This is a genomic window from Streptomyces corallincola, assembly GCF_019104725.1.
Taxonomy (GTDB): Bacteria; Actinomycetota; Actinomycetes; order Streptomycetales; family Streptomycetaceae; genus Streptomyces; species Streptomyces corallincola.
On record NZ_JAHRXF010000020.1, the window covers coordinates 80,187 to 102,038 of the forward strand.

A 21,852-nucleotide genomic window follows, 5' to 3' on the forward strand; every position below is an offset into this window, starting at 1 on the left:
CTCCGGGCGTCGGCCCCGCAGCACACCACGACCTCCGAACCGCTGACGGCCGAGGCGCTTCCCGCTCCGGCCGGGTCGGGCGCCGTCGCACCGAGGCTCCGGGACCGGAGCCACTACGACGGCGGTCCCGCTTTCGCGGCACCGGTCTGCCCAGCGCGTTGGTGGACATCGGGCCGCCGCTGCTCGCTCCGCCCGTGGACAGTTGCCCCCGGCCGCCCGCACCCCTCAAACCCCGGCCCCCACCCACTCCCCCACCCCATGATGAATCGGCGTACCGCCCCCGCGCAGTGGGGCGCCTGAGCCGCCTCGTCTCGTTGCCACGATCTCCGCCGCGATCGAGAGGGCCGTCTCCTCCGGGGTGTGGGCGCCGAGGTCGAGGCCGATGGGTGAGTGGAGGCGGGTGAGTTCGTGGTCGGTGAGGCCGGCGGCGCGGAGGCGGGTGGTGCGGTCGAGGTGGGTGCGGCGGGAGCCCATCGCGCCGACGTAGGCGACGGGGAGGCGGAGGGCGAGTTCGAGGAGGGGGATGTCGAACTTGGGGTCGTGGGTGAGGACGCAGAGGACGGTACGGGCGTCGGTGCCGGTGCGGGCGAGGTAGCGGTGGGGCCAGTCCACGACGATCTCGTCGGCCTCGGGGAAGCGGGCACGGGTGGCGAAGACGGGACGGGCGTCGCAGACGGTGACGTGGTGGCCGAGGAACTTGCCGACGCGGACGAGGGCGGACGCGAAGTCGATGGCGCCGAACACGATCATCCGGGGCGGGGGCACGGCGGACTCCACCAGAAGGGTCAGCGGGGTGCCGCAGCGGGAGCCGTCCGCGCCGATCTCCAGCGTGCCGGTGCGGCCCGCGTCCAGGAACGCGCCCGCCTCCGCCGCGACCGCGCGGTCCAGTTCCGGGTGGCCGCCGAGGCCGCCGGTACGGGTGCCGTCCGGGCGGACCAGCAGGGCCCGGCCCAGCAGACCGGCGGGGCCGGAGACCACGCGGGCCAGCGCCACCGCCGTACCGTTCGCCGCCGACGCCACCGCCTCGGCCACCACCTCCCGGTCGGCGCTGTCCCCGCGTACCGGAGTGATCAGGATGTCGATGACGCCGCCGCAGGTCAGACCGACGGCGAAGGCGTCGTCGTCGCTGTAGCCGAACCGTTCGAGGACGGTACGGCCGTTCTCCAGGGCCTCGCGGCACAGTTCGTAGACGGCGCCCTCGACGCACCCCCCGGAGACCGAGCCGACGGCCGTGCCCTCGGCGTCCACGGCGAGGGCGGCGCCCGGCAGGCGGGGGGCGCTGCCGCCGACGGCGACGACCGTGGCGACGGCGAAGTCGCGGCCCTGCTCGACCCACCGGTGCAGTTGCTCGGCGATGTCCAGCATGGTCGGTCTCCTCACAGGGCTGGTGCGTACCGTGGGGTGGCGTGTCGGTGGACGAGGGAGATCACTGTCAGCCTCCCCGTGGGGGCGCCGGTGTCGCGGGCGACGGGTTCCGGGCGGCGTGCCGGAGTGTGTGACGTTTCCGCGCCGCCCGGAGTGCACGGGGTGTCACGCCGTACCGGTCAGGTGCTCGGGCCGTACCGGGGTGCGGTTCAGCTCCAGCCCGGTCGCGTTCCGGATCGCCGCCAGGACGGCGGGAGTCGAGGACAGGGTGGGTGCCTCGCCGATGCCGCGCAGTCCGTACGGGGCGTGGTCGTCGGCGAGTTCGAGCACATCGACGGGGATGGTCGGGGTGTCGAGGATGGTCGGGATGAGGTAGTCGGTGAAGGAGGGGTTCCTGACCTTCGCCGTCTTCGGGTCCACGATGATCTCCTCCATCACCGCGATCCCGAGGCCCTGCGTGGTGCCGCCCTGGATCTGGCCGACCACGGAAAGCGGGTTCAGGGCCTTGCCGACGTCCTGGGCGCAGGCCAGCTCCACGACCTTGACCAGGCCGAGTTCGGTGTCCACCTCGACCACGGCGCGGTGCGCGGCGAACGAGTACTGCACATGTCCGTTGCCCTGTCCGGTGCGCAGGTCGAACGGCTGGGTCGGCCGGTGCCGCCACTCCGCCTCGATCTCGACGCCCTCGTCCTCCAGCACGTCGGCCAGCGTGCCGAGCACCTCGCCGCCGTCGGTGACCACCTTGCCGCCCTCCAGCAGGAGTTCGGCGGTGGCCCAGGCGGGGTGGTGGGTGCCGAACTTGCGTCGGCCGATCTCCAGGACCTTCTCCCGGACGAGTTCGCAGGCGTTCTTCACGGCGCCGCCTGTGACGTAGGTCTGCCGGGAGGCGGAGGTGGAACCGGCCGAGCCGACCTGGGTGTCGGCGGGGTGGATGGTGACCTGGGTGACGCCGAGTTCGGTGCGGGCGATCTGCGCGTGCACGGTGACGCCGCCCTGGCCGACCTCGGCCATCGCGGTGTGCACGATGGCGACGGGCCGGCCGCCGACGACCTCCAGCCGGACCTTGGCGGTGGAGTAGTCGTCGAACCCCTCGGAGAAGCCGACGTTCTTGATGCCGACCGCGTAGCCGATCCCGCGTACGACGCCTTCGCCGTGCGTGGTGTTGGACAGGCCGCCGGGCAGTTGCCGTACGTCGGCGCCCTCGCTGGACTCCCACTGGCGCTCGGGCGGCAGCGGCATCGCCTTGACGCGGCGCAGGAGTTCGGCGACCGGCGCGGGCGAGTCCACGGCCTGCCCGGTGGGGAGCAGGGTGCCCTGTTCCATCGCGTTGATCCGGCGGAACTCCACGGGGTCCATGCCGAGTTGGGCGGCGACCTTGTCCATCTGGGCCTCGTAGGCGAAGCACGCCTGGACGGCGCCGAAGCCGCGCATCGCCCCGCAGGGCGGGTTGTTGGAGTAGAGCGCGAGGGCCTCGATGTCCACGTCCTCGACCACGTACGGCCCGACGGAGAGCGAGGAGGCGTTGCCGACGACGGCCGGGGAGGCGGAGGCGTACGCGCCGCCGTCCAGGACGATCCGGCAGCGGACGTGGGTGAGCCTGCCGTCGCGGGTGGCGCCGTGCTCGTAGCTGAGCCGGGCGGGGTGGCGGTGGACGTGTCCGAAGAAGGACTCGAACCGGTTGTAGACGATCTTCACGGGTTTGCCGGTGCGCAGGGCCAGCAGGCAGGCGTGGATCTGCATGGACAGGTCCTCGCGCCCGCCGAAGGCGCCGCCGACCCCGGCGAGCGTCATGCGCACCTTGTCCTCGGGCAGGCCGAGGACGGGGGCGATCTGGCGCAGGTCGGAGTGGAGCCACTGGGTGGCGATGTAGAGGTGGACGCCGCCGTCCTCCTCGGGGACGGCGAGCCCGGACTCGGGGCCGAGGAACGCCTGGTCCTGCATGCCGAAGGTGTACTCGCCGCGCACGATGACGTCGGCGCGGGCGGCCGCCGCGTCGGCGTCGCCGCGCACGATCGGCTGGCGGTGCAGGATGTTGGGGTGCGGGACGTGCGCGAAGTGGTGGTCGTCGCGGTTCTCGTGGACCAGGACGGCGTCGGGCGCGGTGGCGCTCGACTCGTCGGTGATCACGGGGAGTTCGCGGTACTCGACTCTGATCCGCGCGGCGGCGCGGCGGGCGGTCTCGGGGTGGTCGGCGGCGACCAGGGCGACGGGTTCGCCGTGGTGGCGGACCTTGCCGTTGGCGAGGACGGGGGTGTCCTGGATTTCCAGGCCGTAGTTCCGCACCTCGGTGGGTAGGTCGTCGTAGGTGAGGACGGCGTACACGCCGGGCTGGGCGAGTGCCTCGGAGGTGTCGAGGGAGACGATCTCGGCGTGCGCGACGGTGGAGCGGAGGATGTGGCCCCACAACATGTCCTCGTGCCACATGTCGGAGGAGTACGCGAACTCGCCGGTGACCTTGAGGGTGCCGTCCGGGCGGAGCGTGGACTCGCCGATGCCGCCGCGGGTCCGGGACCCCTGGGTGATCCTGGTGGGTGCGCCGATGGCCGGCATGGTCAGACCGCCTCTCCCTGCCGGGCGGCCGCGAGGCGGACCGCGTCCATGATCTTCTCGTAGCCGGTGCAGCGGCACAGGTTGCCGGAGAGGGCCTCGCGGATGTCGGCGTCGCTGGGGTTGGGGTTGCGTTCCAGCATCTCGTCGGCTGCGACCAGCAGTCCGGGGGTGCAGAAGCCGCACTGGACGGCACCGGCGTCGATGAACGCCTGCTGCACCGGGGCGAGTTCGGTGCCGTCGCCGGTGTGCGGGTCGGCGCCGTGCGCCCGCCAGGCCCGCGCCGCGTCCAGCGGCGTACCGGCCGTGCCGGAGGCGCCCGGGCCGGACCCGGACGGGTCGGACGCGCCCGTCGTGTCCGAGGTGCGGGGGGCGGCGGCGCGGGCGCGTTCGCGGGCGTGTTCCGCGAGCCCCTCGACGGTCACGATCTCGCGCCCCTCGGCCTGCCCGGCGGCGACCAGGCAGGAGCAGACGGGCACGCCGTCGAGGCGGACGGTGCAGGAGCCGCACTCGCCCTGTTCGCAGGCGTTCTTGGAGCCGGGCAGGCCGAGCCGCTCGCGCAGCACGTACAGCAGGGACTCGCCCTCCCAGACGTCGTCGGCCTCCTGCGGGCGCCCGTTGACGGTGAAGGTGACGCGCATCAGGCTGCTCCCTCGGTGGTGCGGCGTGCGCCGCGGTACGACTCCCAGGTCCACATCAGCGTCCGGCGGGCCATCACCCCGACGGCGTGCCGCCGGTAGCTCGCGGTGCCGCGCACGTCGTCGATCGGGTTGCAGGCGCCGGAGCAGAGCTGGGCGAACTGCCGGGCGACGGACGGCGGTACGGTCTTCCCGCTCTCCCAGTGGCCGCCCTCCTCCAGCGCGGCGGCGAGGAACTCCTCGGCGGCGGCGGCCCGTACGGGGGTGGGCGCGGCGGAGCCGATGCCGGTGCGCACGGTACGGGTCTCCGGGTGCAGGGCGAGGCCGAAGGCGCAGACGGCGATGACCATCGCGTTGCGGGTGCCGACCTTGGAGAACTGCTGGGGCCCGTCGGCCCTGCGCACGTGCACGGCGCGGATCAGCTCGTCGGGTTCCAGCGCGTTGCGCTTGACGCCGGTGTAGAAGGCGTCGATCGGGATCATGCGGGTGCCGCGCGCGGCGGAGGCCACCTCGACCTCGGCACCGGCCGCGAGCAGCGCGGGGTGGGCGTCACCGGCCGGGGAGGCGGTGCCGAGGTTGCCGCCGACGCCGCCCCGGTTGCGGATCTGCGGGGAGGCGACGGTGTGCGCGGCGAGCGCGAGGCCGGGCAGGTCGGCGCGGAGCTCGGACATGATCCGGGTGTACGGCACCGAGGCGCCGAGCCGCACGCTCCGCTCGCCGCGCTCCCAATCGTACAGGTCGCCGATCCGGGTGAGGTCGAGCAGGTGGCCGGGGCGCCGGTGGTCGAAGTTGATCTCCACCATGACGTCGGTGCCACCCGCGATCGGCACAGCGGTGGGGTGCTCGGCCTTCGCGGCGAGCGCCTCCTCCCAGCTGGCGGGGCGAAGGAAGTCCATGACCGGCTCTCTTCTTCGTCGTGTGCGTCGTACGGGGCCGCACGTGGGGTCACACCGGGGCGAGCGCACGGCGGTTCGCGCGCGGGCCGTGTGTGCGCCGTGCGCGGGTCGCACGGATCGAACCAATCCGTGTGCGGCGGGCCGGGCTCGTTCATGTCCTTTTTACGCGCAGTGACCTCAGTACACCGTCACGTGCTCCGGCGGTGTCAGTCACCGAAACCATGAAGGAGTTGGCTGGCCACGGCGGTCATCTTGTAGATTCGTATGAACGGAGGCGATCGGAAACCTCGCTGTTTCCCTCAGGAAACGCGGCGGACCGTCCGGCGCTCTCCGCAGTGCGGCCCGTGCGCCCCCACCGGGGGGATTCCGCCCCGGTGACCCACAGGGACCATCGTAGATTTCTAGACAAGGAAACGGCGGCGACGAGATGCGGCTGCGCGCACTGCTGGAGTCCGACGCGCTGGGGCTGCGGCTCCTCGGCGGGGCGGACGAGCTGGACCGCCCGGTCCGCGGGGTGATGACCACCGACCTGCGCGACCCGAGCCGCTATCTCTCCGGCGGGGAACTGGTGCTGACCGGGCTCGCCTGGCGGCGCGGCCCGGAGGACTCCGAGCCGTTCGTCCGCATCCTCGCGCAGGCCGGGGTGGCGGCCGTCGGGGCGGGCGAGGCCGAGCTGGGCGCCGTACCGGAGGATCTGGTGGTGGCCTGCGCGCGGCACCGGATACCGCTGTTCGCGGTGCACGAGTCGGTGTCCTTCGCGGTGGTCACCGAGCATGTCGTACGGCAGGTGTCCGGCGAGCGGGCGGGCGATCTGGCCGCCGTGGTGGACCGGCACCGCAGGATGATGACGTCCGGCCCGGCGGGCGGCGGCCCGGACGTGGTGCTCGACCTGCTCGGCAGCGACCTGGACCTGCGGGCCTGGGTGCTCTCCGCCACCGGCCGGCTGATCGCCGGGTCCGGCGTGGGCGGTCCCGCCCCGGCGCCGGAGACCTGCGCGGCGCTGGCCGCCGAGCATCTGGCGGCGGTGCGCGCCGGACGCCGCAGCCCGCACCGGGTGGTGCTCGACGGCGTGCGGTACTCCCTGTTCCCGGTGGACGGCGCCGGGCGCGCGCCGGACGCCGAGCGGGATGTGCGCGAGACGGTGCTCTCCGACTGGCTGCTGGCCGTCGAGGCGGACGCGGGCGAGTGGCCCGAGGAGCGGCGCGACCTGCTCCAGGGCGTCACCCAGCTGATCTCCGTGGAGCGCGACCGCCGCGACGCGGCCCGTACGGTACGGCGACGGCTCGCGCAGGAGGTGCTGGAACTGGTGCAGTCGGGCGCCCCGCCCGCCGAGATCGCCGCCCGCCTCCGGGTCGCCGCGCCGGTGCTGCTGCCCGGCCTGGGCGCGGCCCCGCACTGGCAGGTGGTGGTGGCCCGCGTCGAGTGGGACGGCGGCGAGGTGCCGGGCGGGCCGGTGGCGCAGCGGCTGCTGGAGGAGATCCTCGTCGATCCGCGCACGACCGGACCCGAGCCGTCCGACCGGATGGCCGTGGCGCACACCGGGGACGAGGCGGTGGCGCTGGTCCCGCTCCCGGCGGTCGCCGCCGATCACGACGGCACCGGCGGCGGCCTGCTCGCCGACGAACTGCTGCGCTCGGTCGGCGAACCGCTCACGGCGGGTCTGGACGGCGACGGCCGCCTCACCCTCGGGGTCAGCGCGGCCGTGCACTCCGCCGAGGGGCTGCGCGGGGCGCTGGAGGAGGCCCGGCACGCCCGCCGGGTCGCCGCCGCCCGCCCCGGCCGGGTCTGCGCGGCCGGGCACCAGGAACTCGCCTCGCACGTCCTGCTGCTCCCGTTCGTCCCCGACGACGTCCGGCGTGCCTTCACCGCCCGGCTGCTCGACCCGCTCCAGGAGTACGACCGCCGCCACCGCGCGGAGCTGATCCCGACCCTGGAGGCATTCCTCGACTGCGACGGCTCCTGGACCCGCTGCGCGGCGCGACTTCACCTGCACGTCAACACGTTGCGCTACCGGGTGGGCCGTATCGAGCAGTTGACAGGACGGGACCTGTCCCGACTGGAGGACAAACTGGACTTCTTCCTGGCCCTGCGCATGAGTTGAGGCATCGCGGGGCGCGTGACGCGGTGGCCGTGCCACGACCGCGCCCCGCCCCTTTGTGAATTCTTTCACCCACCCCCTTGGCCCGGCCCGTCACTTGGTGCTGGAATGCCGCCACCACTCAACGGCTCGATGGCGTGCATGGGGAGGGCAACGTGGCGCATTCCGCCATGTCTGGTTCTGGAACGACCGCCGGTGACGATCCGCTCCAGACCGCGGTGTGGCGCTTGCGCTCACGGGCGTGCTGGGCCGACGCGGCGGCCCTGCTGCCCGCCGACACCCCCGCCGGGTCGCTCCAGCGGGCGGGGCTGCTGGTCGAACGGTGCCTGTACACCGAGCGGTTCTGGCCGGAGGCGGAGGACGCGCTGCGCACGGCGGAGGCGGTCGCCCACACCGACGAGGAACGCGGCGCGGCGGCCTGCGAGCGCGGCCAGCTGGCGTACACCTCCACGCTGCACGGCATACGGGACCGCGCCGACGAGGCACGCGCCGCGCTCGGCCGGGCCGCTGCCATGATCCCGCCCGGCTCGGCGGCCCGCGCCCTGCTGGACTTCCGCCGGGGCCTGCTCGCGGAGAACCTCACCCGCTCCCCGCAGGCCGCCCGCGCCGCCTACCGCCGCGCCCACGCGGGCGCCACCGCCCACGCCGACCCGCTGCTGCTCTCGTTCACCTGGCGCCATCTCGCCGGACTCGCCCTGCGCGAGGGCGAGTTGCACGAGGCCCGGCAGGGTTTCGCCGAGTCCCTCCGCATCCGCGAGGAGCTCGGGTATCTGGTGGGTACGGCGCCCGCTCTGGCGTCCCTCGCCGACGCGGAGTCCGAGCCGGAGGCGAGCCGGCTCCGTGAGGAGGCGCGGCGGCTCCACCGGCTCCTGGGCGGCATTCCCACCTGGCTGAGCCGGCACCTGCCGCTGGAGCCACCGGAGGCGGAGTCGGCGTAGCCGGACCCCTGCGGCCCTGTACGGGTCCCCGCGCAGCCCGGCCGGGGAACTCTCCTCCGGAGGGCGCGCGGTGCCGGTGTCCGGCCCGCGGATTCGGTGCTCGGCGCGGATCGCAGCGTCCCTGGAGGCCCCGGCGGCCGTCTCAGGGGAGCCGTGTCCCGGCATGGCCCGTGCCGGGCAGGGATTCGGCTCGTATCAGCCAGCTTCGGGAGGGGCCGCGGCGTTCCCGGGGCTGGACGGTGAAGGGCCAGTCGGCGTGAGTGGCGTCCGGCTCGCCGGGTTCCCGGACGTCGGTGGGCCGCCAGCCACGCGCGGTCAGATAGTCCTCGGGCTCGTCGGTGCCGAACAGCCACGGAGTACCGTCCGCCTCCAGGCCGCGGCGGAACTCACGGGAGAAGGGGCTGCGCAACAGGGCCTGGCTGACGAGGTCCACGGCGAGCCGACTGCCGGGAGCCGACGCCGAGCCGAGCGTGCGCAGCACACCGTCCGCCTGGTCCGGCGTGAGGAAGAACATCAGCCCCTCGACGATCCACAGCACCGGTCGCGTCCGGTCGAACCCCGCCTCCTCCAGCGTCGGCAGCCAGGGTCCGCGCAGGTCGGCCGCGACCTCGCGGCGGGTCACCCGCGGCCGGGCATCGAGCCCCGCCAGCCGTCGGCGCTTCTCGGCCAGCAGGGCGGGGAGGTCCACCTCGTACACGGTGGCCTCGTCGGGCCAGTCGAGCCGGAACGCCCGGGTGTCCATGCCCGCGGCGACGAGGACGACCTGCCGGACGGCGCCGTCGGCGAGGGTCCGCCGGACAGTGTCGTCCAGGTAGCGCGTGCGGATGGCGATGAACGCGGTCAGGCCGCCGCCCCGGTTCTTCTCCAGCAGTTCGAAGCCGCGCGGCGCGGCCAGCGTCCGGGCGTAGGGGTCCAGGAAGGCGGCCCGGTCGCCCCGTTCGGTCTCCAGGGCCCGTGCGGCGGCCGTCCACTGGGCCGTGTACGAGACCGCTTCCATGCTGTGGGTCCTCCGAATCGTCAAGCGGTGGTGAAGAAGGCCCGCTGGATGGCGGACAGGCTCTGGAAGTCCTTCAGGTCGATGGTGTCGAAGTCGATCTCCGCGCCGGTGGCGTTCTCGATGACGTAGACGAGTTCGACGAAGCTCAGCGAGTCCACCAGCCGGGTGCGGACGAGGTCCTCGTCGGGACCGATGCGGGCGCGTTCGGGGTGCCGGCTCAGAATCCAGTTCCGGACCACGTCGATTCCGTCGTTCACGGTCAAGGTGCGCTCCGCTCCTCGGAGTCCGGGGCCGTGAGCGCGACCGCCACGGCACAGGGTTCGTCATGGGTGATGGAGACGGAGACCGAGCCGATCCCGGCGCCGCGGGCCAGCGCGGCGGCCCGGCCGCTCAACCGCACCCAGGGCGCGCCGCTTTCGGCGCGCAGGATCTCGATGCCCTGCCAGGGCACGGTCTCCCCGGTGGCGTGGAACAGCTTGAACACCGCCTCCTTCGCGGCCAGTCGGCCGGCGATGCCCGGGACGTCCGGCTCGTCGCCGTCGAGGAGGAGACGCCGCTCGTCCGCGCTGAGCATGCGGCCGGCCAGCAGCCCGCCGCCCAGCAGGGCGCGTACGCGGGTGAACGGGACCATGTCGATGCCGATCCGGCCGGGTGCGGTCACCGGAGCGCTCCCGCGGCGGCGCGCACCGCCTCCGTCGCGCGGGCCGCCGTGCCGTGGGCGTCCAGCAGGACGGCGACCCAGCGTTCCAGGCCGAAGGCGACGCAGGAGGTGTAGGCGTACTCGGAGGTGCCCGCGAGCCGGATGCGGCAGCGTTCGCCGAAGAAGTTGCGGTGCGTGTTGACCGAGGCGAGGGCGAGGTCCCCGAACCGGAACTCGTGTTTGACCGGGCTGAGCCGGGACATCAGGGCACGCGCGCCGTCCCGTGCGAAGAAGGGGTCCGACGCGGCTTCCCGGGCGAGTCCGAGCCCCAGCGCGGCCCCGAACGCCGTGATCCGTTCCCCGGCCCGGTCCAGCAGCCGCTGCGTGTGCTCGTAGGAGCCGAGTGCGACGGTCTCCCGCATCTGGAAGGCGGCCTGGCGGCGCAGGGGCACGTAGTGGTCCTCGTTGCGGAAGCACCATTGGACCATCGTGAGGACGGTGTCCCCCGCGAGTTCGGAGTCCTCGTGGAACAGATACGCGCCGAGGCACGCGGAGTGCGGGAGGCCGAACCTGGCCGTTCCCAGGTCGGTGGTCGCGGGCGGGGGCTCTCCCTCGGTGACGCTCAGCGGAGCGGCGAGGAAGGCGAGTTGGGGGAAGTTCTGGTAGACGTCGAACTTCTCCAGGTCGGCCACGCCGTACAGCGGGGGCACGACGATCTCGCGCGCTCCTTCGGCGCGGGCCCAGCCGGTGAACCCGGCGTCCAGCGCGCGCAGGAGTTCGGTGCGGTCGGGGTCCAGGATGTCCGGCCGGTCCGTGGGCCGTTCGCGGGCGGGGGTCGGTTTCATCGCAGGAGGCCCGTCCTTTCGAGGTACGTCCGCGTCCGGTGGAACACGCTCCGCTCCAGCTCGGCGCGCTCCGGGGAGTCCAGCAGCTTCCGGCGCACCCCCAGCGGGTCGTCGAGTCCGGCGTCCCGGTAGACCCGCGGGTTGTAGAGCGACTCGAAGCTGTACGTCATGTAGCGGCGCACGTAGGCCGCCACGGCGTCGAGCTCCCCCTCGTCGGCGGTGCGCCGTACGTCCTCGAAGAGCAGGCCGACGAGTTCGCGGCCGAAGGCGATGTGCCGCGACTCGTCCTGGTGGTGGATGCGGTTGATCGCCCGGACGGTGTCGTGCAGCCGGGTGTCGCGTGCCATGAGGGAGTTGAAGTGGTCAACGAGTTCCTCGAAGACCAGGATGCGCACGAACACCAGCAGGCTCTCGGTCTCCTTCCGTTGCGGTGCGGCGCGTTCCCCGGCCGGCTGCTGCCGGTAGATGCGGCCGCCGTAGCGCAGGCAGAACTCCGCGAAGAACCACATGTGTTCGTTCTCCTCACCGATGAAGTGGTGGAAGAACCGCGACGGCTCCTCGTAGCCGCTGGTGTGGATGCGGCGGGTGACCTCGATGAGGAGGTCCCGGATGCCGTGGACGTTCAGGCTGTAGAAGTTCAGGCTCTCGTACTTGGAGAGGGCGCGCAGTTGGGCCTCGGACAGTCCGGCCGCCACCGCAGTGCCGTGCGTGGTGGTCAGTTCCGGACTCATCCACCACATGTCGTCGGGCAGGCTGTCCGGCCACTCCAGGAGCCGGTAGGGGTTGTAGTAGTCGTCCACGGCCTTGGTGCTGAGTCGGTCGAGCACGTGCTGGAACCGGTCCCGGCTGTCGTTCACTCCGGGGTGTCCTCTCATCTGGTCCTACCTGCGGTCGTTCGGCACGTCGGTGTCGGGTGCGGCCCGCGGTCCGGCGGCGCGCCGGATGCGCAGGCGCGGCTCCAGGTCCAGGTAGAGCCCCGCCACCGCCTTCTCGGGTGAGGACGGCATCGAGTTCAGCGCCTCGTCGTGTCCGGCGAGGACACCGGCGCGCGGGCCGTGGCCGCCGGGCCGCCGCATGCGGGCGGCCACCTTGTCCAGCGCCTCCCCGCCGTCCCGGCTGTCGTCCAGGTCCTCGACGCCGGTGACGATGTGCAGGAAGGACTCGTAGAGGTTGAGCATGTGCCGTTCGCGCCGGGTGAGTTTGTCCGCCTCGAAGAACTGCGACTCGCGGTTGTAGCTCTTGTAGAAGAACGACACGACGACCAGCAGGCGTTCGTAGGACTGGCGGTACGCCCGCTCGAAGAACGCGGTGGCCTCGTCCTCCGCCAACTCGCCCGTGAGGACGGCACCGATGGCGGCGGCGGCCAGCAGGGCGCTGAACATCGCCAGGTGCACGCCGGTGGAGAGCAGCGGGTCGAGAAAGCAGGCGGCGTCGCCGATCAGCAGGCAGCCGGGCAGGGCGAAGCGGTCGGCGGTGTACGAGTAGTCCTGCTCGACCCGGAACCCGGACACCCGCTCGGCGCCCTCTGTCATCGCGGCGATGCGCGGGGCCCGCGCCAGCGCGTCGGCGTATACGGCGTCGATGCCGCCGAGCCGGTCCCGTTCCCGCTGCCACACGCTCTTCTTGGCGACCAGGCCGATCGAACGCGTGCCGTCCCCGAGCGGGATCGCCCAGAACCAGCCGTACGGCACCGAGCAGACGGCGATCGCGCCCGCCGGCCCCCGGTCCAGCGGGGCGGTCCCGCGCCAGTAGGACCAGACGGCGATGTTCCGGAAGGCTTCCTGGTACTGCCGGCTGCCGAGGTGGCCGGTGGCCATGACGCCGGTCCGGCCGGAGGCGTCCACCAGGAAGTCGAAGCCGATCTCCCCGCTCTCGGAGCGGTCCCCGGCGCGTCTCCAGCGTGCGCTCACCGGGCGGCCGTCGCGGAACTCGACACCGGTGACCCTGACGCCCTGCCGTACGTCCACTCCGAGTTCGGCGGCGTGGTCGAGGAGGATCTCGTCGAACTCGGAACGCGTCACCTGGTAGGCGTGGCGGCCCGCACCGGTCAGGTGGTGGAAGTCGAGGTTCCAGTTCTCCGGGCCCCACTCGAAGTAGGCTCCCTCCTTGCGGACGAACCCGGCCCTGTCGATCTTCTCGCGCACGCCCAGCAGGTCGAGCACCGGGAGGACCGAGGGCAGCAGGGACTCCCCGATGTGGTAGCGCGGGAAGACCGCGCGCTCCAGCAGCACGACCCGCACGCCCTGCCTGGCCAGGAGTCCGGCGACCGTGCTGCCCGCCGGGCCGCCGCCGATGACCAGCACCTGTGTGTGCTCCTCCATGTCGCTCCTCGATCGGGACGGGCCGGGACGCCGGCCTCCGGGTGCGATGTGGTGTACGAGAGTCTCTCCCCCACACGAGATGGACGGCAGAAACGGTTCAGCAGGTCCGGGATTCCCCGCCACGCGAGGGGCTGTGTGATGATCGGCGGCACGCCGGCGGTGGTGGTGGTCACGCGGCTCCGGACGGCCCTTCCCGACGCCTGGTCCCGGCCCTGTCCGGAGCACCGGAACCCTCAAGCGACACGGAATCGAGTTGCTCATGACTGGTCGGGGCGCACAGCCCGCACGCGATCCCGCACTGCCCGGACGGCTGTTCGGGGCGGAGCTGGAGTCTCTGGTGCCAGTGTTGCGGGAGTGCCCCGATGCCGGCTTCGGCAGACCGGTCGCCGCGTGTCCGGGCTGGACGGTACGGGACGTGCTCGCGCACTGCTCGGGCGATCTCACCCAGGTCGTCAACGGCGACTTCGGCGACGACCTGGGCTCGCCCGAGGCCAACGAGCGCGACATCGCCGCCCGTGCGGACTGGCCGCACACCCGGATCGTGGACGAACTGGAGCACGGCCTGCGGCACGCGGGCCCGGCCGTCGCGGCGGCCGGGGGTCCACTGGACAAGGTCGCGCTCGGTGTGTGGCTGCACGGAGGAGACGTGCGCGACACGCTCGGTGTCCCCGGCGCGTACGACGGCCCCGGTCTGCCGGACGCGCTGGCCCTGCTGTCCCGGCTCACCCACGAACGCGGCCGTCCGCTCGTGCACGCCTGCTTCGACGGTGCCGGGGCCCCCTTCGTCCTCGGGGCCCCGGCTCCCGGCGTCCGGCCGGTCCGCTTCCACGGCGACGCCCCCACCCTGATCCGCCTCTGCTCCGGCCGCGCCACGCATGCCACGTACGAGTTGTCCGGCGGGGTGGCGGAGGCGCTGAACATGTTCGGCTGAGGGGACCGGCCGCCGCGGGTCGGGTCAGGCGCGGGCGGGGGGCGCGGGTGTAGGTGCAGGCGGGGGTCGGGAGTCGGGAGTCGGGAGTCGGCGGGACAATGCGTCAGGACTCCAAGACCCTTGATCCGCACGGCAGTCCGCACCGGCTCACAGCCAGCCGTCGAGCACCGCCACGAAGCACTCGAAGTCGTTCCGGTGCAGGGTGTGGCCCGCTCCGGCGAGGGTGCGGATCTCGAAGCCGCTCCGGGACAGTTCGGCTGCCTCCGCGGGTGGCACCAGGTAGCTGGGGCCGGGGAGCACGACCAGCGACGGCAGCCAGCGACGGCAGGTCAACACCGACGACCCGGTACCCGCGTGCGGCGAGTTCCGGTCCCACGCGGCGCCGGGTGCGGTGGTCGGACATGGCTCCGTGCACCAAGCACGGGGGTACGCGCCCCGGCGCCCCAGGCATGGGTGGGCAGCCTCATACGCGGCCCCTTGCGGTGCGATGTCGGGCTGACCATTGGCGTCAACTGATCTGTCAAGAAGCCGAATCGCCCGGCCGCCGGGCCCGTGCTCTCGAAGGCACCGGACCCGGCGCGGCCGAACCGCGCGAACCGGGACCGCCCCGCGCCAGGGCGGGACCCACCCGCGCGGACCGGCAGGGACCGAGCAACTCCCCCTTGGGACGCGGGCGTCACCGCGAGCGGCGACCATGCGGTGGCCGCCGTGAACCCCCCGCTCAGCCGCCGGCGAAATGCTCGGCCACCAGCGAGGCAACCGCGTCCGCGTCCCGGTCGATCAGCGCGTCCAGCAAAGCCAGATGCTCCCCCGCGTCGGCGACCAGTTCCGCCCGGCACATCCGCGAAGCGCCCCCCGTGAGGGGCAGTTGGGCCCGCCGCAGCAAGTCCTCCGCGATACCGACCAGTTGGCGGTTGCCGGAGAGCCCCAGGACGGCGCGGTGGAAGGCCCGGTCGGACTCGGCGTAGGTGGCGGGACACCCGCTGGACGCCGCACGCAGCGTCTCCTCCGCCAGGGGCCGCAACTCCACCCACCGCTCGACCGGCACGGTCCGCGCCAGCCGCAGCATCACCGGCACCTCGATGAGGCTCCGCACCTCGGCCAGTTCCGCCAACTCCCGCTCACCGCGCTGGAGTACCCGAAACCCCCGGTTGGGCACGACCTCGACGGCCCCGTCCAGGGCGAGCTGCTGCATGGCCTCGCGGACGGGCGTGGCGGACACCCCGAATCGCTCCCCGAGCGCGGGCGCGGAGTACACCTCGCCGGGTGTCAGTTCGCCCGTCACCAGCGCCGTGCGCAACGCGTCGAGGATCTGCCCGCGCACGGAGGAACGCCGTACGGCGACACGCGGCCGGGGCAACGGCAGTTCGGCGTGGGTGTGCTCGCCCCGCGCACCGGCCCCCGCGTCGTCGTGGGCCCCGGACCGCGCGACCGGCACGCCGCGCCCCTGCCCCTGCGCGGGCACGCGAGCCGCTCCCTCGGCGCCCCACACATCACCGGGGGCCGCCGCACCGACAGAACCGGGGTAACCCCGGGCACCCTGCTTCACGGCTCTCCTCCGGCTTGTCGGCACATGGGTCATTAAACGGGGGGTTGTCGCTTGTACGTCAAGCACGATAGGCGGCCAAGGCGGCAGTTCAAACTCCCGACGAGGGGGGTAAGGTAAGCCTTACCTGCGAAAGCCAGTCCGCGATCAAGGATCGGTGGTTCCGCCATGCCCGCTGCGGCCTCGCCGCTCACCGCCGCGTACGCCCGTCTCTCCGAGGTGTGCTCCGGCTTCCTCTCCGTCGAGGTGCTGGACCCGGCCGACCCGCAGCCGCGCACCGGCGACTGGGTCGATGCCGCAGGTCTGGCGGCCGGAGGCGCGGAGCTGGACGCCTTCCTCGCCTGGGACGCCGCGCAGGTGCTGCGGGACTACGGACAGCCCGCCCGCCCGGACGTGGTCGCCAGCTTCGCCCTGCACCGCTACGCCTGGCCGGCCTGCCTGATGATCACCGCGCCCTGGTTCCTGGAGCGCCGGGTCCCCCGCCTCCCCGTGACGCACCTCTCGTACGACCGGACGGCCGGGCGCATGGCGGTGCGCCCCGGCTCCTTCGCCTGTCTGCCGGACGACCCGGCCGCCGGACTGCCCGGCGCGGTCGTGGTCCCGGACGAGGAGGCGCTGCGCGCCGAGGTCCGGACGGCCGTGGCCGACCATCTGGAACCGGTGCTGGCCGCTTTCGGGCCGCGCATGCGGCGGCGCGGGCGCGCACTGTGGGGCATGGCCACGGACGAGATCGTCGAGAGCCTCTGGTACGTCGCCGGGCGACTCGGCGAGACCGAGGAGGCGCGGGCGATGCGCGAGCTGGAGCGGCTGCTGCCCGGCTCGACGCGGCCGTACGTCGGCTCGGCCGCGTTCCGCGAGCTGCGGGGTCCGGACGGGCGGGCGGTCGCCACCCGCGACCGGGTGAGCTGCTGCATGTTCTACACCCTGCGTCCGGAGGACACCTGCGCCTCCTGCCCGCGCACCTGTGACGCCGACCGGATCACCGGGACGACGGCCGCCGCGGCGGCTTGACCGGCCGTCAGGTCACGGGCGGTACCCCGTCCGGGCTAAGATCATCGGGATCGGACCGCCCGTCGGGGGTCGGGGGACGCACCATGTCTCCGCCCGCCTCGGCACGCGCTCGGGGAACCACCCGTACGGGTAGTCTTATTCGAACTCAACTCCCGCTCCTCACGCGGCAGTTCGAGCAGAACGTCGCCCTGGGCATCCCCTTGCACCTCCTTGGCGGCCTCTTGCCCCGAAACCCCCTGAGGCCCGTCGGGAGTGGGCCACTATGGCGGGCGTTACGCCCTATCCCAATGCAAGGGACCCCTGATGAGACTGACCGACATATCGCTGAACTGGCTGCTTCCTGGCGCCGTACTGCTCCTGGGGATGCTGGCGGCGGTGGCGGTGCTCGCGCGCGGAAAGCGCTCCTCCGGGGAGAACACGGACGACTCCTGGGAGCGCAGCGAGGAACGCCGCCGACGCAAGGAGGCCGTCTACGGCACCGCTTCCTACGTCCTCCTCTTCTGCTGTGCGGCGGTGGCAGCGGCCCTGTCCTTCCACGGTCTGGTCGGCTTCGGCGAGCAGAACCTGGGACTGACCGACGGCTGGCAGTATCTGGTGCCGTTCGGCCTGGACGGCGCGGCCATGTTCTGTTCCGTCCTCGCGGTGCGGGAGGCCAGCCACGGTGACGCGGCACTCGGCTCCCGGATACTCGTGTGGCTGTTCGCGGCGGCGGCTGCCTGGTTCAACTGGGTGCACGCCCCGCGCGGCCTCGGCCACGACGGCGCGCCGCAGTTCTTCTCCGGCATGTCCTTGTCGGCGGCGGTGCTGTTCGACCGGGCGCTGAAGCAGACCCGCCGGGCCGCGCTGCGCGAACAGGGCCTGGTACCGCGTCCGTTGCCGCAGATCCGCATCGTGCGCTGGATGCGGGCGCCCCGCGAGACCTACCACGCCTGGTCGCTCATGCTGCTGGAGAACGTGCGCAGCCTGGACGAGGCGGTCGAGGAAGTACGCGACGACAAGCGGCAGAAGGAGCAGGCCCGGCAGCACCGGCGCGATCAGCAGCGCGTGGAGCGCGCGCAGTTGAAGGCGATCAGCCGGGGCCACCGCGGTTTCGTGGGCCGGGGTGCCGCCCGGCAGGTGGAGGTGCAGGCGGTGGAGCGCGGTCCGGCGCCCGCCTCTGCGGAGCCTGCCATATCCGCGCCGGAACAACTGCCCGTACGCTCCCGGCCCTCTCTTCAGCCGGTCCGCAAGGGGACTGACGCCGTCACCGTCGATCTCACCGCCGAGGACGACACGGCGGCGCTCCCCCGGCTGGACTCGCTGGAGCGCAAACTGAAGGATCTGGAGCAGCAGTTCGGCTAGGCCCCGGTGGTATCAGGGGTGTTCAGGGAGTGAGGGCTCGGCCACTACGGCCGGGCCCTCGCTCCGTTTCGCCAAGTCCCCTTGCGCGCACAGCGGATGAGTTTCCTGTGCCGGATGAGTGCCGTACGGCGGATGGGACCCGGACGTCGGACGGGCCCCATGCGTCGGATGACCGGATGTCCGCGGGCGCGCCACTCAGGCCGCCTCCGCCCCCAGCTCGAACCACACCGACTTGCCCGCCCCGTGCGGCCGTACGCCCCACGCGTCCGCGAGGGACTCCAGCAGCAGGAGTCCCCGGCCGCCGGTGTCCTCGGCGGCCACCGGGACGCGGGGCAGCGGCCGGCGGGGCACGAAGTCCCGTACCTCGACGCGCAGTCCGTGCTCCGAGACGACGGCGATCAGCACCGCGTCGTCGTCGGTGTGGACGAGCGCGTTGGTGACCAGTTCGCTGGTGAGCAGTTCGGCTATGTCGGAGCGGCCCGGCCGCCCCCAGTGCCGGAGCAGCTCGCGCAGTTCGCGGCGTGCCTCGGGCACCGCCGCCAGGTCCGCGCGGCCCAGTCTCCGTCTGAGCTGGGGCGCGTGTCCCCGCTCCGTCGTCGTGTCGGCCTCGTCCCCCGCCTGGGCCGAGGAGGCCCCTGCGGCAACCGGGCCGCCCCCTCGTGCCTGACCTCTCATGACCCCCGCCCGCACGGTCTTCCCCCGCCTCTTCTGGTCGAACAGGTTCACGGGAATCCATGCCCAACGGGTCGGTGGCCAGTCATGGCCCCCGGGCGACGACCGGTCTTCGGCCACCGCCGCCCGCGCCGCCGTACGGTGTCCCACGGCGCCCCACGGCGAGGCCGCCCCGCTCGCGGGCGGACGGCGACCCTTGGCAGCCATCCGTGCACGCGCCGTCACCACTCGGGAAACTGGCCGGAAGTCGTCGGCCGGAGGCACGAATTCCGGCCTCCGGCCGAGGGACCGACAGATCCGACCGGCAGATACGAACGGCACAGGCGACGACCGGCACCTGCGCGGCGAATCTCAGGGACGCGGCACGTTGCGCACGTTGGAGCGGGCCATCTGGAGCATCCGGCCGACACCGCCGTCGAGCACCATCTTGGAGGCGGACAGCGCGAACCCGGTGACCATCTCGGCACTGATCTTCGGCGGGATGGACAGCGCGTTCGGGTCGGTCACCACGTCCACCAGCGCCGGACCCTTGTGGCTGAAGGCGTCCTTGAGCGCGCCGGGCAGGTCCTTGGGCTTCTCCACCCGCACCCCGTAGGCACCGCAGGCGCGCGCGACGGCCGCGAAGTCGGGGTTGCGGTTGGTGGTGCCGTACGACGGCAGACCCGCGACCAGCATCTCCAACTGGACCATGCCCAGCGAGGAGTTGTTGAAGACGACGACCTTGACCGGCAGGTCGTACTGGACCAGCGTGAGGAAGTCGCCCATCAGCATGGCGAATCCGCCGTCACCGGAGATGGAGACCACCTGCCGGTTGCGGTCGGTGAACTGGGCGCCGATCGCCATCGGCAGCGCGTTGGCCATCGAGCCGTGCGAGAACGAACCGATGATCCGGCGGCGGCCGTTGGGCGAGATGTAGCGCGCGGCCCACACGTTGCACATACCGGTGTCCACGGTGAACACGGCGTCGTCGGCGGCGACTTCGTCCAGCACCGAGGCGACGTACTCGGGGTGGATCGGGACGTGCTTCTCGACCTTGCGGGTGTACGCCTTGACCACGCCCTCCAGGGCGTCGGTGTGCTTCTTCAGCATCCGGTCGAGGAAACGCCGGTCGGTCTTCTCCTTGACCCTCGGGATCAGACAGCGCAGCGTCTCGCGCACATCGCCCCACACCGCGAGGTCCAGCCGGGAGCGCCGCCCCAGCACCTCGGGCCGTACGTCCACCTGCGCGATCTTCACGTTGTCCGGCAGGAACGCGTTGTACGGGAAGTCGGTGCCGAGCAGGATCAGCAGGTCGCACTCGTGGGTCGCCTCGTAGGCCGCGCCGTAGCCGAGCAGACCGCTCATGCCCACGTCGTACGGATTGTCGTACTGAATCCACTCCTTGCCGCGCAGCGCGTGGCCCACCGGGGACTTCACGCGTCCGGCGAACTCCATCACCTCGGCGTGCGCCCCGGCCGTGCCGCTGCCGCAGAACAGGGTGACCCGCTGGGCCCGGTCGATCAGATCGACCAGCTTGTCGATCTCCTCGTCACCGGGCCGCACCGTGGGCCGGGAGGTGACCAGCGCGCTCTGCAGCGGCTTCTCCGGACCGGGCTGGGCAGCCACGTCACCGGGGAGCGTGACCACGCTGACCCCGCGCCGCCCGACCGCGTGCTGAATGGCGGTCTGGAGCAGCCTCGGCATCTGCTGGGGGCTGGAGATCATCTCGCTGTAATGGCTGCACTCCTGGAACAGCCGGTCGGGATGGGTCTCCTGGAAGTAGCCGAGGCCGATCTCGCTGGACGGGATCTGCGAGGCGAGCGCCAGCACCGGCGCCATCGACCGGTGCGCGTCGTAGAGGCCGTTGATGAGGTGCAGGTTGCCCGGCCCGCAGGAACCGGCGCACGCCGCGAGATTGCCGGTGACCTGGGCCTCGGCACCGGCGGCGAAGGCGGCGGTCTCCTCGTGGCGGACATGGATCCAGTCGATGTCGGAGCTCCGGCGGACCGCGTCCACGACCGGGTTGAGGCTGTCCCCGACGACGCCGTAGAGCCGGCGCACGCCGGCGCGGACGAGGATATCGACGAACTGCTCGGCTACGTTCTGCTTGGCCATAGGATCGTCTGCCCCTTCGGTCTGCTCGGATACCGGCACTCCTCCTCCCCATGAGGCCACACACGCGCCGGTTACGCCTCCCAAACGGCCGCCGCCGTCCGGTCGTCCGCGTACCCCTTGACCCGCACCTGCGCGTCCGCGAGGAACCCGGCGAGACCCGGCGGGGTACGGCCGGACCAGTGACGGGCCAGATGCGCGCGGAGCGCGGGCTCGCCGCGCAGCGGCTCCGCGAGACCGGCGGTGGTCAGCACCAGCACATCACCCGGCCGGGCGGGCGCGGCCCGGAACCGGAACGGCGGACGGGGCGGCGGGAGCGCCGGTTCGTACGGGCTCGGCGGGGTCGGGATGCCGAGGTCCATCGTGAGCCGGTCCCCCTCCGGGGTCTCGGCGGGCAGCGCGGCCGGGTCGGTGACGGCGGGGAGCGGGGGCTCCACGTCGTCCCAGGCTCCGTCCCGCAGCCGGAACAGGCCGCCGTCGCCCACCCCGAAGAAGACACGGGTACGGCAGTCCGGGTCGGCGGGCAGCAGCAGACAGCGCAGCGTCGCCGTGTACGCCTCGGGGTCGAGGCCGCGTCCGCCCGCGTCGGCACGGAGCTGCCCCAGGGCGCGGTCGGTCAGGCGTTGCAGGCCCGCCTTGAGCTCACCGCGCCGGGCCGCCGCGAGGTCCTCGACGAGCCGCCCGTGGCTGCGGCCGACCGCGGCCGCGATCAACCGGCACGCCTCGGCCGCCGCGAGATGCGCGCCGGGCGTGCCCCGCGCCCCGGTGGCCACCGCGACCAGCACCAGCGCCGCCTCCCCCGTCCCGAACCGCGCCGTCAGCAGCGCGTCCCGGCGCGACTCCCCCCGGTACCGCGCCGAGTCCCCGCGCATCGACACCGCCCGCACCGTGCACGCCCCGTACCGGGCGCCGTCCAGCACGGTGTCCGGCACGAGTTCGTCCAGCGCCTCGACGTCGGCGGCGGGCAGGGCGGTG

General features: G+C 72.9%; 20 protein-coding genes. 5 read left to right on the forward strand and 15 right to left on the reverse strand.

Annotated elements, in window-relative coordinates; genetic code table 11:
- Positions 1–225 precede the first annotated feature (225 nt).
- From KUM39_RS15285 to KUM39_RS15300, 4 genes are all read right to left on the reverse strand, one after another.
- Entirely contained in the window at positions 226–1,365 is a 1,140-nt protein-coding gene (locus tag KUM39_RS15285; protein WP_217786174.1) for an XdhC family protein, read from the reverse strand.
- Between the two features lie 165 nt (positions 1,366–1,530).
- Positions 1,531–3,915, reverse strand: coding sequence for a xanthine dehydrogenase family protein molybdopterin-binding subunit (locus tag KUM39_RS15290; RefSeq protein ID WP_217786175.1), 2,385 nt, complete (start codon positions 3,913–3,915; stop codon positions 1,531–1,533).
- A 2-nt stretch (positions 3,916–3,917) separates the two neighbouring features.
- Positions 3,918–4,553: a (2Fe-2S)-binding protein gene (locus KUM39_RS15295; protein ID WP_217786176.1), complete on the reverse strand. Its 636-nt coding sequence runs from the start codon at positions 4,551–4,553 to the stop codon at positions 3,918–3,920.
- Positions 4,553–5,446, reverse strand: a complete 894-nt coding sequence (locus tag KUM39_RS15300; RefSeq protein WP_217786177.1) for an FAD binding domain-containing protein — start codon at positions 5,444–5,446, stop codon at positions 4,553–4,555. Before KUM39_RS15300 ends, KUM39_RS15295 begins: the two co-directional genes overlap by 1 nt.
- A gap of 427 nt (positions 5,447–5,873) precedes the next feature.
- On the opposite strand from KUM39_RS15300, the gene KUM39_RS15305 reads away from it, so the two are divergent.
- Together KUM39_RS15305 and KUM39_RS15310 are read left to right on the forward strand one after the other, a co-directional pair.
- Complete coding sequence (locus KUM39_RS15305; RefSeq protein ID WP_217786178.1) at positions 5,874–7,547, forward strand: PucR family transcriptional regulator; 1,674 nt, start codon at positions 5,874–5,876, stop codon at positions 7,545–7,547.
- Positions 7,548–7,714: 167 nt separating this feature from the next.
- The gene (locus KUM39_RS15310; protein WP_217786179.1) at positions 7,715–8,482 is read left to right on the forward strand and encodes a hypothetical protein; all 768 of its coding nucleotides are present in this window, start codon (positions 7,715–7,717) and stop codon (positions 8,480–8,482) included.
- Between the two features lie 142 nt (positions 8,483–8,624).
- Here the strand turns inward: KUM39_RS15310 and KUM39_RS15315 are convergent, their stop codons facing one another.
- The 6 genes from KUM39_RS15315 to KUM39_RS15340 are packed head-to-tail and all read right to left on the reverse strand — an operon-like array spanning position 8,625 to position 13,285.
- Positions 8,625–9,479: a class I SAM-dependent methyltransferase gene (locus KUM39_RS15315; protein WP_217786180.1), complete on the reverse strand. Its 855-nt coding sequence runs from the start codon at positions 9,477–9,479 to the stop codon at positions 8,625–8,627.
- Positions 9,480–9,499: 20 nt separating this feature from the next.
- The gene (locus tag KUM39_RS15320) at positions 9,500–9,736 is read right to left on the reverse strand and encodes a phosphopantetheine-binding protein (RefSeq protein ID WP_217786200.1); all 237 of its coding nucleotides are present in this window, start codon (positions 9,734–9,736) and stop codon (positions 9,500–9,502) included.
- Between the two features lie 2 nt (positions 9,737–9,738).
- Entirely contained in the window at positions 9,739–10,140 is a 402-nt protein-coding gene (locus KUM39_RS15325; RefSeq protein ID WP_308288142.1) for a holo-ACP synthase, read from the reverse strand.
- The gene (locus KUM39_RS15330) at positions 10,137–10,964 is read right to left on the reverse strand and encodes a class-II aminoacyl-tRNA synthetase family protein (RefSeq protein ID WP_217786181.1); all 828 of its coding nucleotides are present in this window, start codon (positions 10,962–10,964) and stop codon (positions 10,137–10,139) included. The genes KUM39_RS15325 and KUM39_RS15330 overlap by 4 nt, the downstream gene beginning before the upstream one ends.
- A complete protein-coding gene (locus KUM39_RS15335) occupies positions 10,961–11,821 on the reverse strand; it encodes a diiron oxygenase (RefSeq protein WP_308288143.1) in 861 nt (286 codons plus the stop codon). Before KUM39_RS15335 ends, KUM39_RS15330 begins: the two co-directional genes overlap by 4 nt.
- 24 nt (positions 11,822–11,845) lie before the next feature.
- Positions 11,846–13,285, reverse strand: coding sequence for an NAD(P)/FAD-dependent oxidoreductase (locus KUM39_RS15340; protein ID WP_217786183.1), 1,440 nt, complete (start codon positions 13,283–13,285; stop codon positions 11,846–11,848).
- Positions 13,286–13,544: 259 nt separating this feature from the next.
- On the opposite strand from KUM39_RS15340, the gene KUM39_RS15345 reads away from it, so the two are divergent.
- Positions 13,545–14,216, forward strand: coding sequence for a maleylpyruvate isomerase family mycothiol-dependent enzyme (locus KUM39_RS15345; protein WP_217786184.1), 672 nt, complete (start codon positions 13,545–13,547; stop codon positions 14,214–14,216).
- A 147-nt stretch (positions 14,217–14,363) separates the two neighbouring features.
- On the opposite strand, the gene KUM39_RS28210 is transcribed toward KUM39_RS15345, so the two are convergent.
- Together KUM39_RS28210 and KUM39_RS15355 are read right to left on the reverse strand one after the other, a co-directional pair.
- Entirely contained in the window at positions 14,364–14,552 is a 189-nt protein-coding gene (locus tag KUM39_RS28210; RefSeq protein ID WP_246620167.1) for an alpha/beta fold hydrolase family protein, read from the reverse strand.
- Positions 14,553–14,937: 385 nt separating this feature from the next.
- Positions 14,938–15,765 (reverse strand): GntR family transcriptional regulator, encoded by an 828-nt coding sequence (locus tag KUM39_RS15355; protein ID WP_308288144.1) that lies wholly within the window; start codon positions 15,763–15,765, stop codon positions 14,938–14,940.
- Positions 15,766–15,930: 165 nt separating this feature from the next.
- Here KUM39_RS15355 and KUM39_RS15360 point away from each other — a divergent pair, with 165 nt between their 5' ends.
- Complete coding sequence (locus KUM39_RS15360; protein WP_217786186.1) at positions 15,931–16,773, forward strand: (2Fe-2S)-binding protein; 843 nt, start codon at positions 15,931–15,933, stop codon at positions 16,771–16,773.
- A 303-nt stretch (positions 16,774–17,076) separates the two neighbouring features.
- Positions 17,077–18,114, forward strand: coding sequence for a DUF2637 domain-containing protein (locus KUM39_RS15365; protein WP_217786187.1), 1,038 nt, complete (start codon positions 17,077–17,079; stop codon positions 18,112–18,114).
- Positions 18,115–18,309: 195 nt separating this feature from the next.
- Here KUM39_RS15365 and KUM39_RS15370 read toward each other — a convergent pair whose 3' ends face one another.
- The 3 genes from KUM39_RS15370 to KUM39_RS15380 form a co-directional block, all read right to left on the reverse strand.
- Positions 18,310–18,789, reverse strand: a complete 480-nt coding sequence (locus KUM39_RS15370) for an ATP-binding protein (RefSeq protein ID WP_217786188.1) — start codon at positions 18,787–18,789, stop codon at positions 18,310–18,312.
- Positions 18,790–19,137: 348 nt separating this feature from the next.
- Complete coding sequence (locus KUM39_RS15375; RefSeq protein ID WP_217786189.1) at positions 19,138–20,880, reverse strand: pyruvate dehydrogenase; 1,743 nt, start codon at positions 20,878–20,880, stop codon at positions 19,138–19,140.
- 71 nt (positions 20,881–20,951) lie between these two features.
- The coding region (locus KUM39_RS15380; protein ID WP_217786190.1) for a protein phosphatase 2C domain-containing protein at positions 20,952–21,852 on the reverse strand (901 nt) is incomplete at its 5' end.

Coding starts and splice junctions, on each gene's coding strand:
- KUM39_RS15370 (WP_217786188.1), bottom strand. CDS start 18,789: ATGAGAGGTCAGGCACGAGGGGGCGGCCCGGTTGCCGCAGGGGCCTCC.
- KUM39_RS15330 (WP_217786181.1), bottom strand. CDS start 10,964: ATGAAACCGACCCCCGCCCGCGAACGGCCCACGGACCGGCCGGACATC.
- KUM39_RS15340 (WP_217786183.1), bottom strand. CDS start 13,285: ATGGAGGAGCACACACAGGTGCTGGTCATCGGCGGCGGCCCGGCGGGC.
- KUM39_RS15295 (WP_217786176.1), bottom strand. CDS start 4,553: ATGCGCGTCACCTTCACCGTCAACGGGCGCCCGCAGGAGGCCGACGAC.
- KUM39_RS15315 (WP_217786180.1), bottom strand. CDS start 9,479: ATGGAAGCGGTCTCGTACACGGCCCAGTGGACGGCCGCCGCACGGGCC.
- KUM39_RS15345 (WP_217786184.1), top strand. CDS start 13,545: ATGACTGGTCGGGGCGCACAGCCCGCACGCGATCCCGCACTGCCCGGA.
- KUM39_RS15305 (WP_217786178.1), top strand. CDS start 5,874: ATGCGGCTGCGCGCACTGCTGGAGTCCGACGCGCTGGGGCTGCGGCTC.
- KUM39_RS15310 (WP_217786179.1), top strand. CDS start 7,715: ATGTCTGGTTCTGGAACGACCGCCGGTGACGATCCGCTCCAGACCGCG.
- KUM39_RS15365 (WP_217786187.1), top strand. CDS start 17,077: ATGAGACTGACCGACATATCGCTGAACTGGCTGCTTCCTGGCGCCGTA.
- KUM39_RS15290 (WP_217786175.1), bottom strand. CDS start 3,915: ATGCCGGCCATCGGCGCACCCACCAGGATCACCCAGGGGTCCCGGACC.
- KUM39_RS15375 (WP_217786189.1), bottom strand. CDS start 20,880: ATGGCCAAGCAGAACGTAGCCGAGCAGTTCGTCGATATCCTCGTCCGC.
- KUM39_RS15285 (WP_217786174.1), bottom strand. CDS start 1,365: ATGCTGGACATCGCCGAGCAACTGCACCGGTGGGTCGAGCAGGGCCGC.
- KUM39_RS15300 (WP_217786177.1), bottom strand. CDS start 5,446: ATGGACTTCCTTCGCCCCGCCAGCTGGGAGGAGGCGCTCGCCGCGAAG.
- KUM39_RS15360 (WP_217786186.1), top strand. CDS start 15,931: ATGCCCGCTGCGGCCTCGCCGCTCACCGCCGCGTACGCCCGTCTCTCC.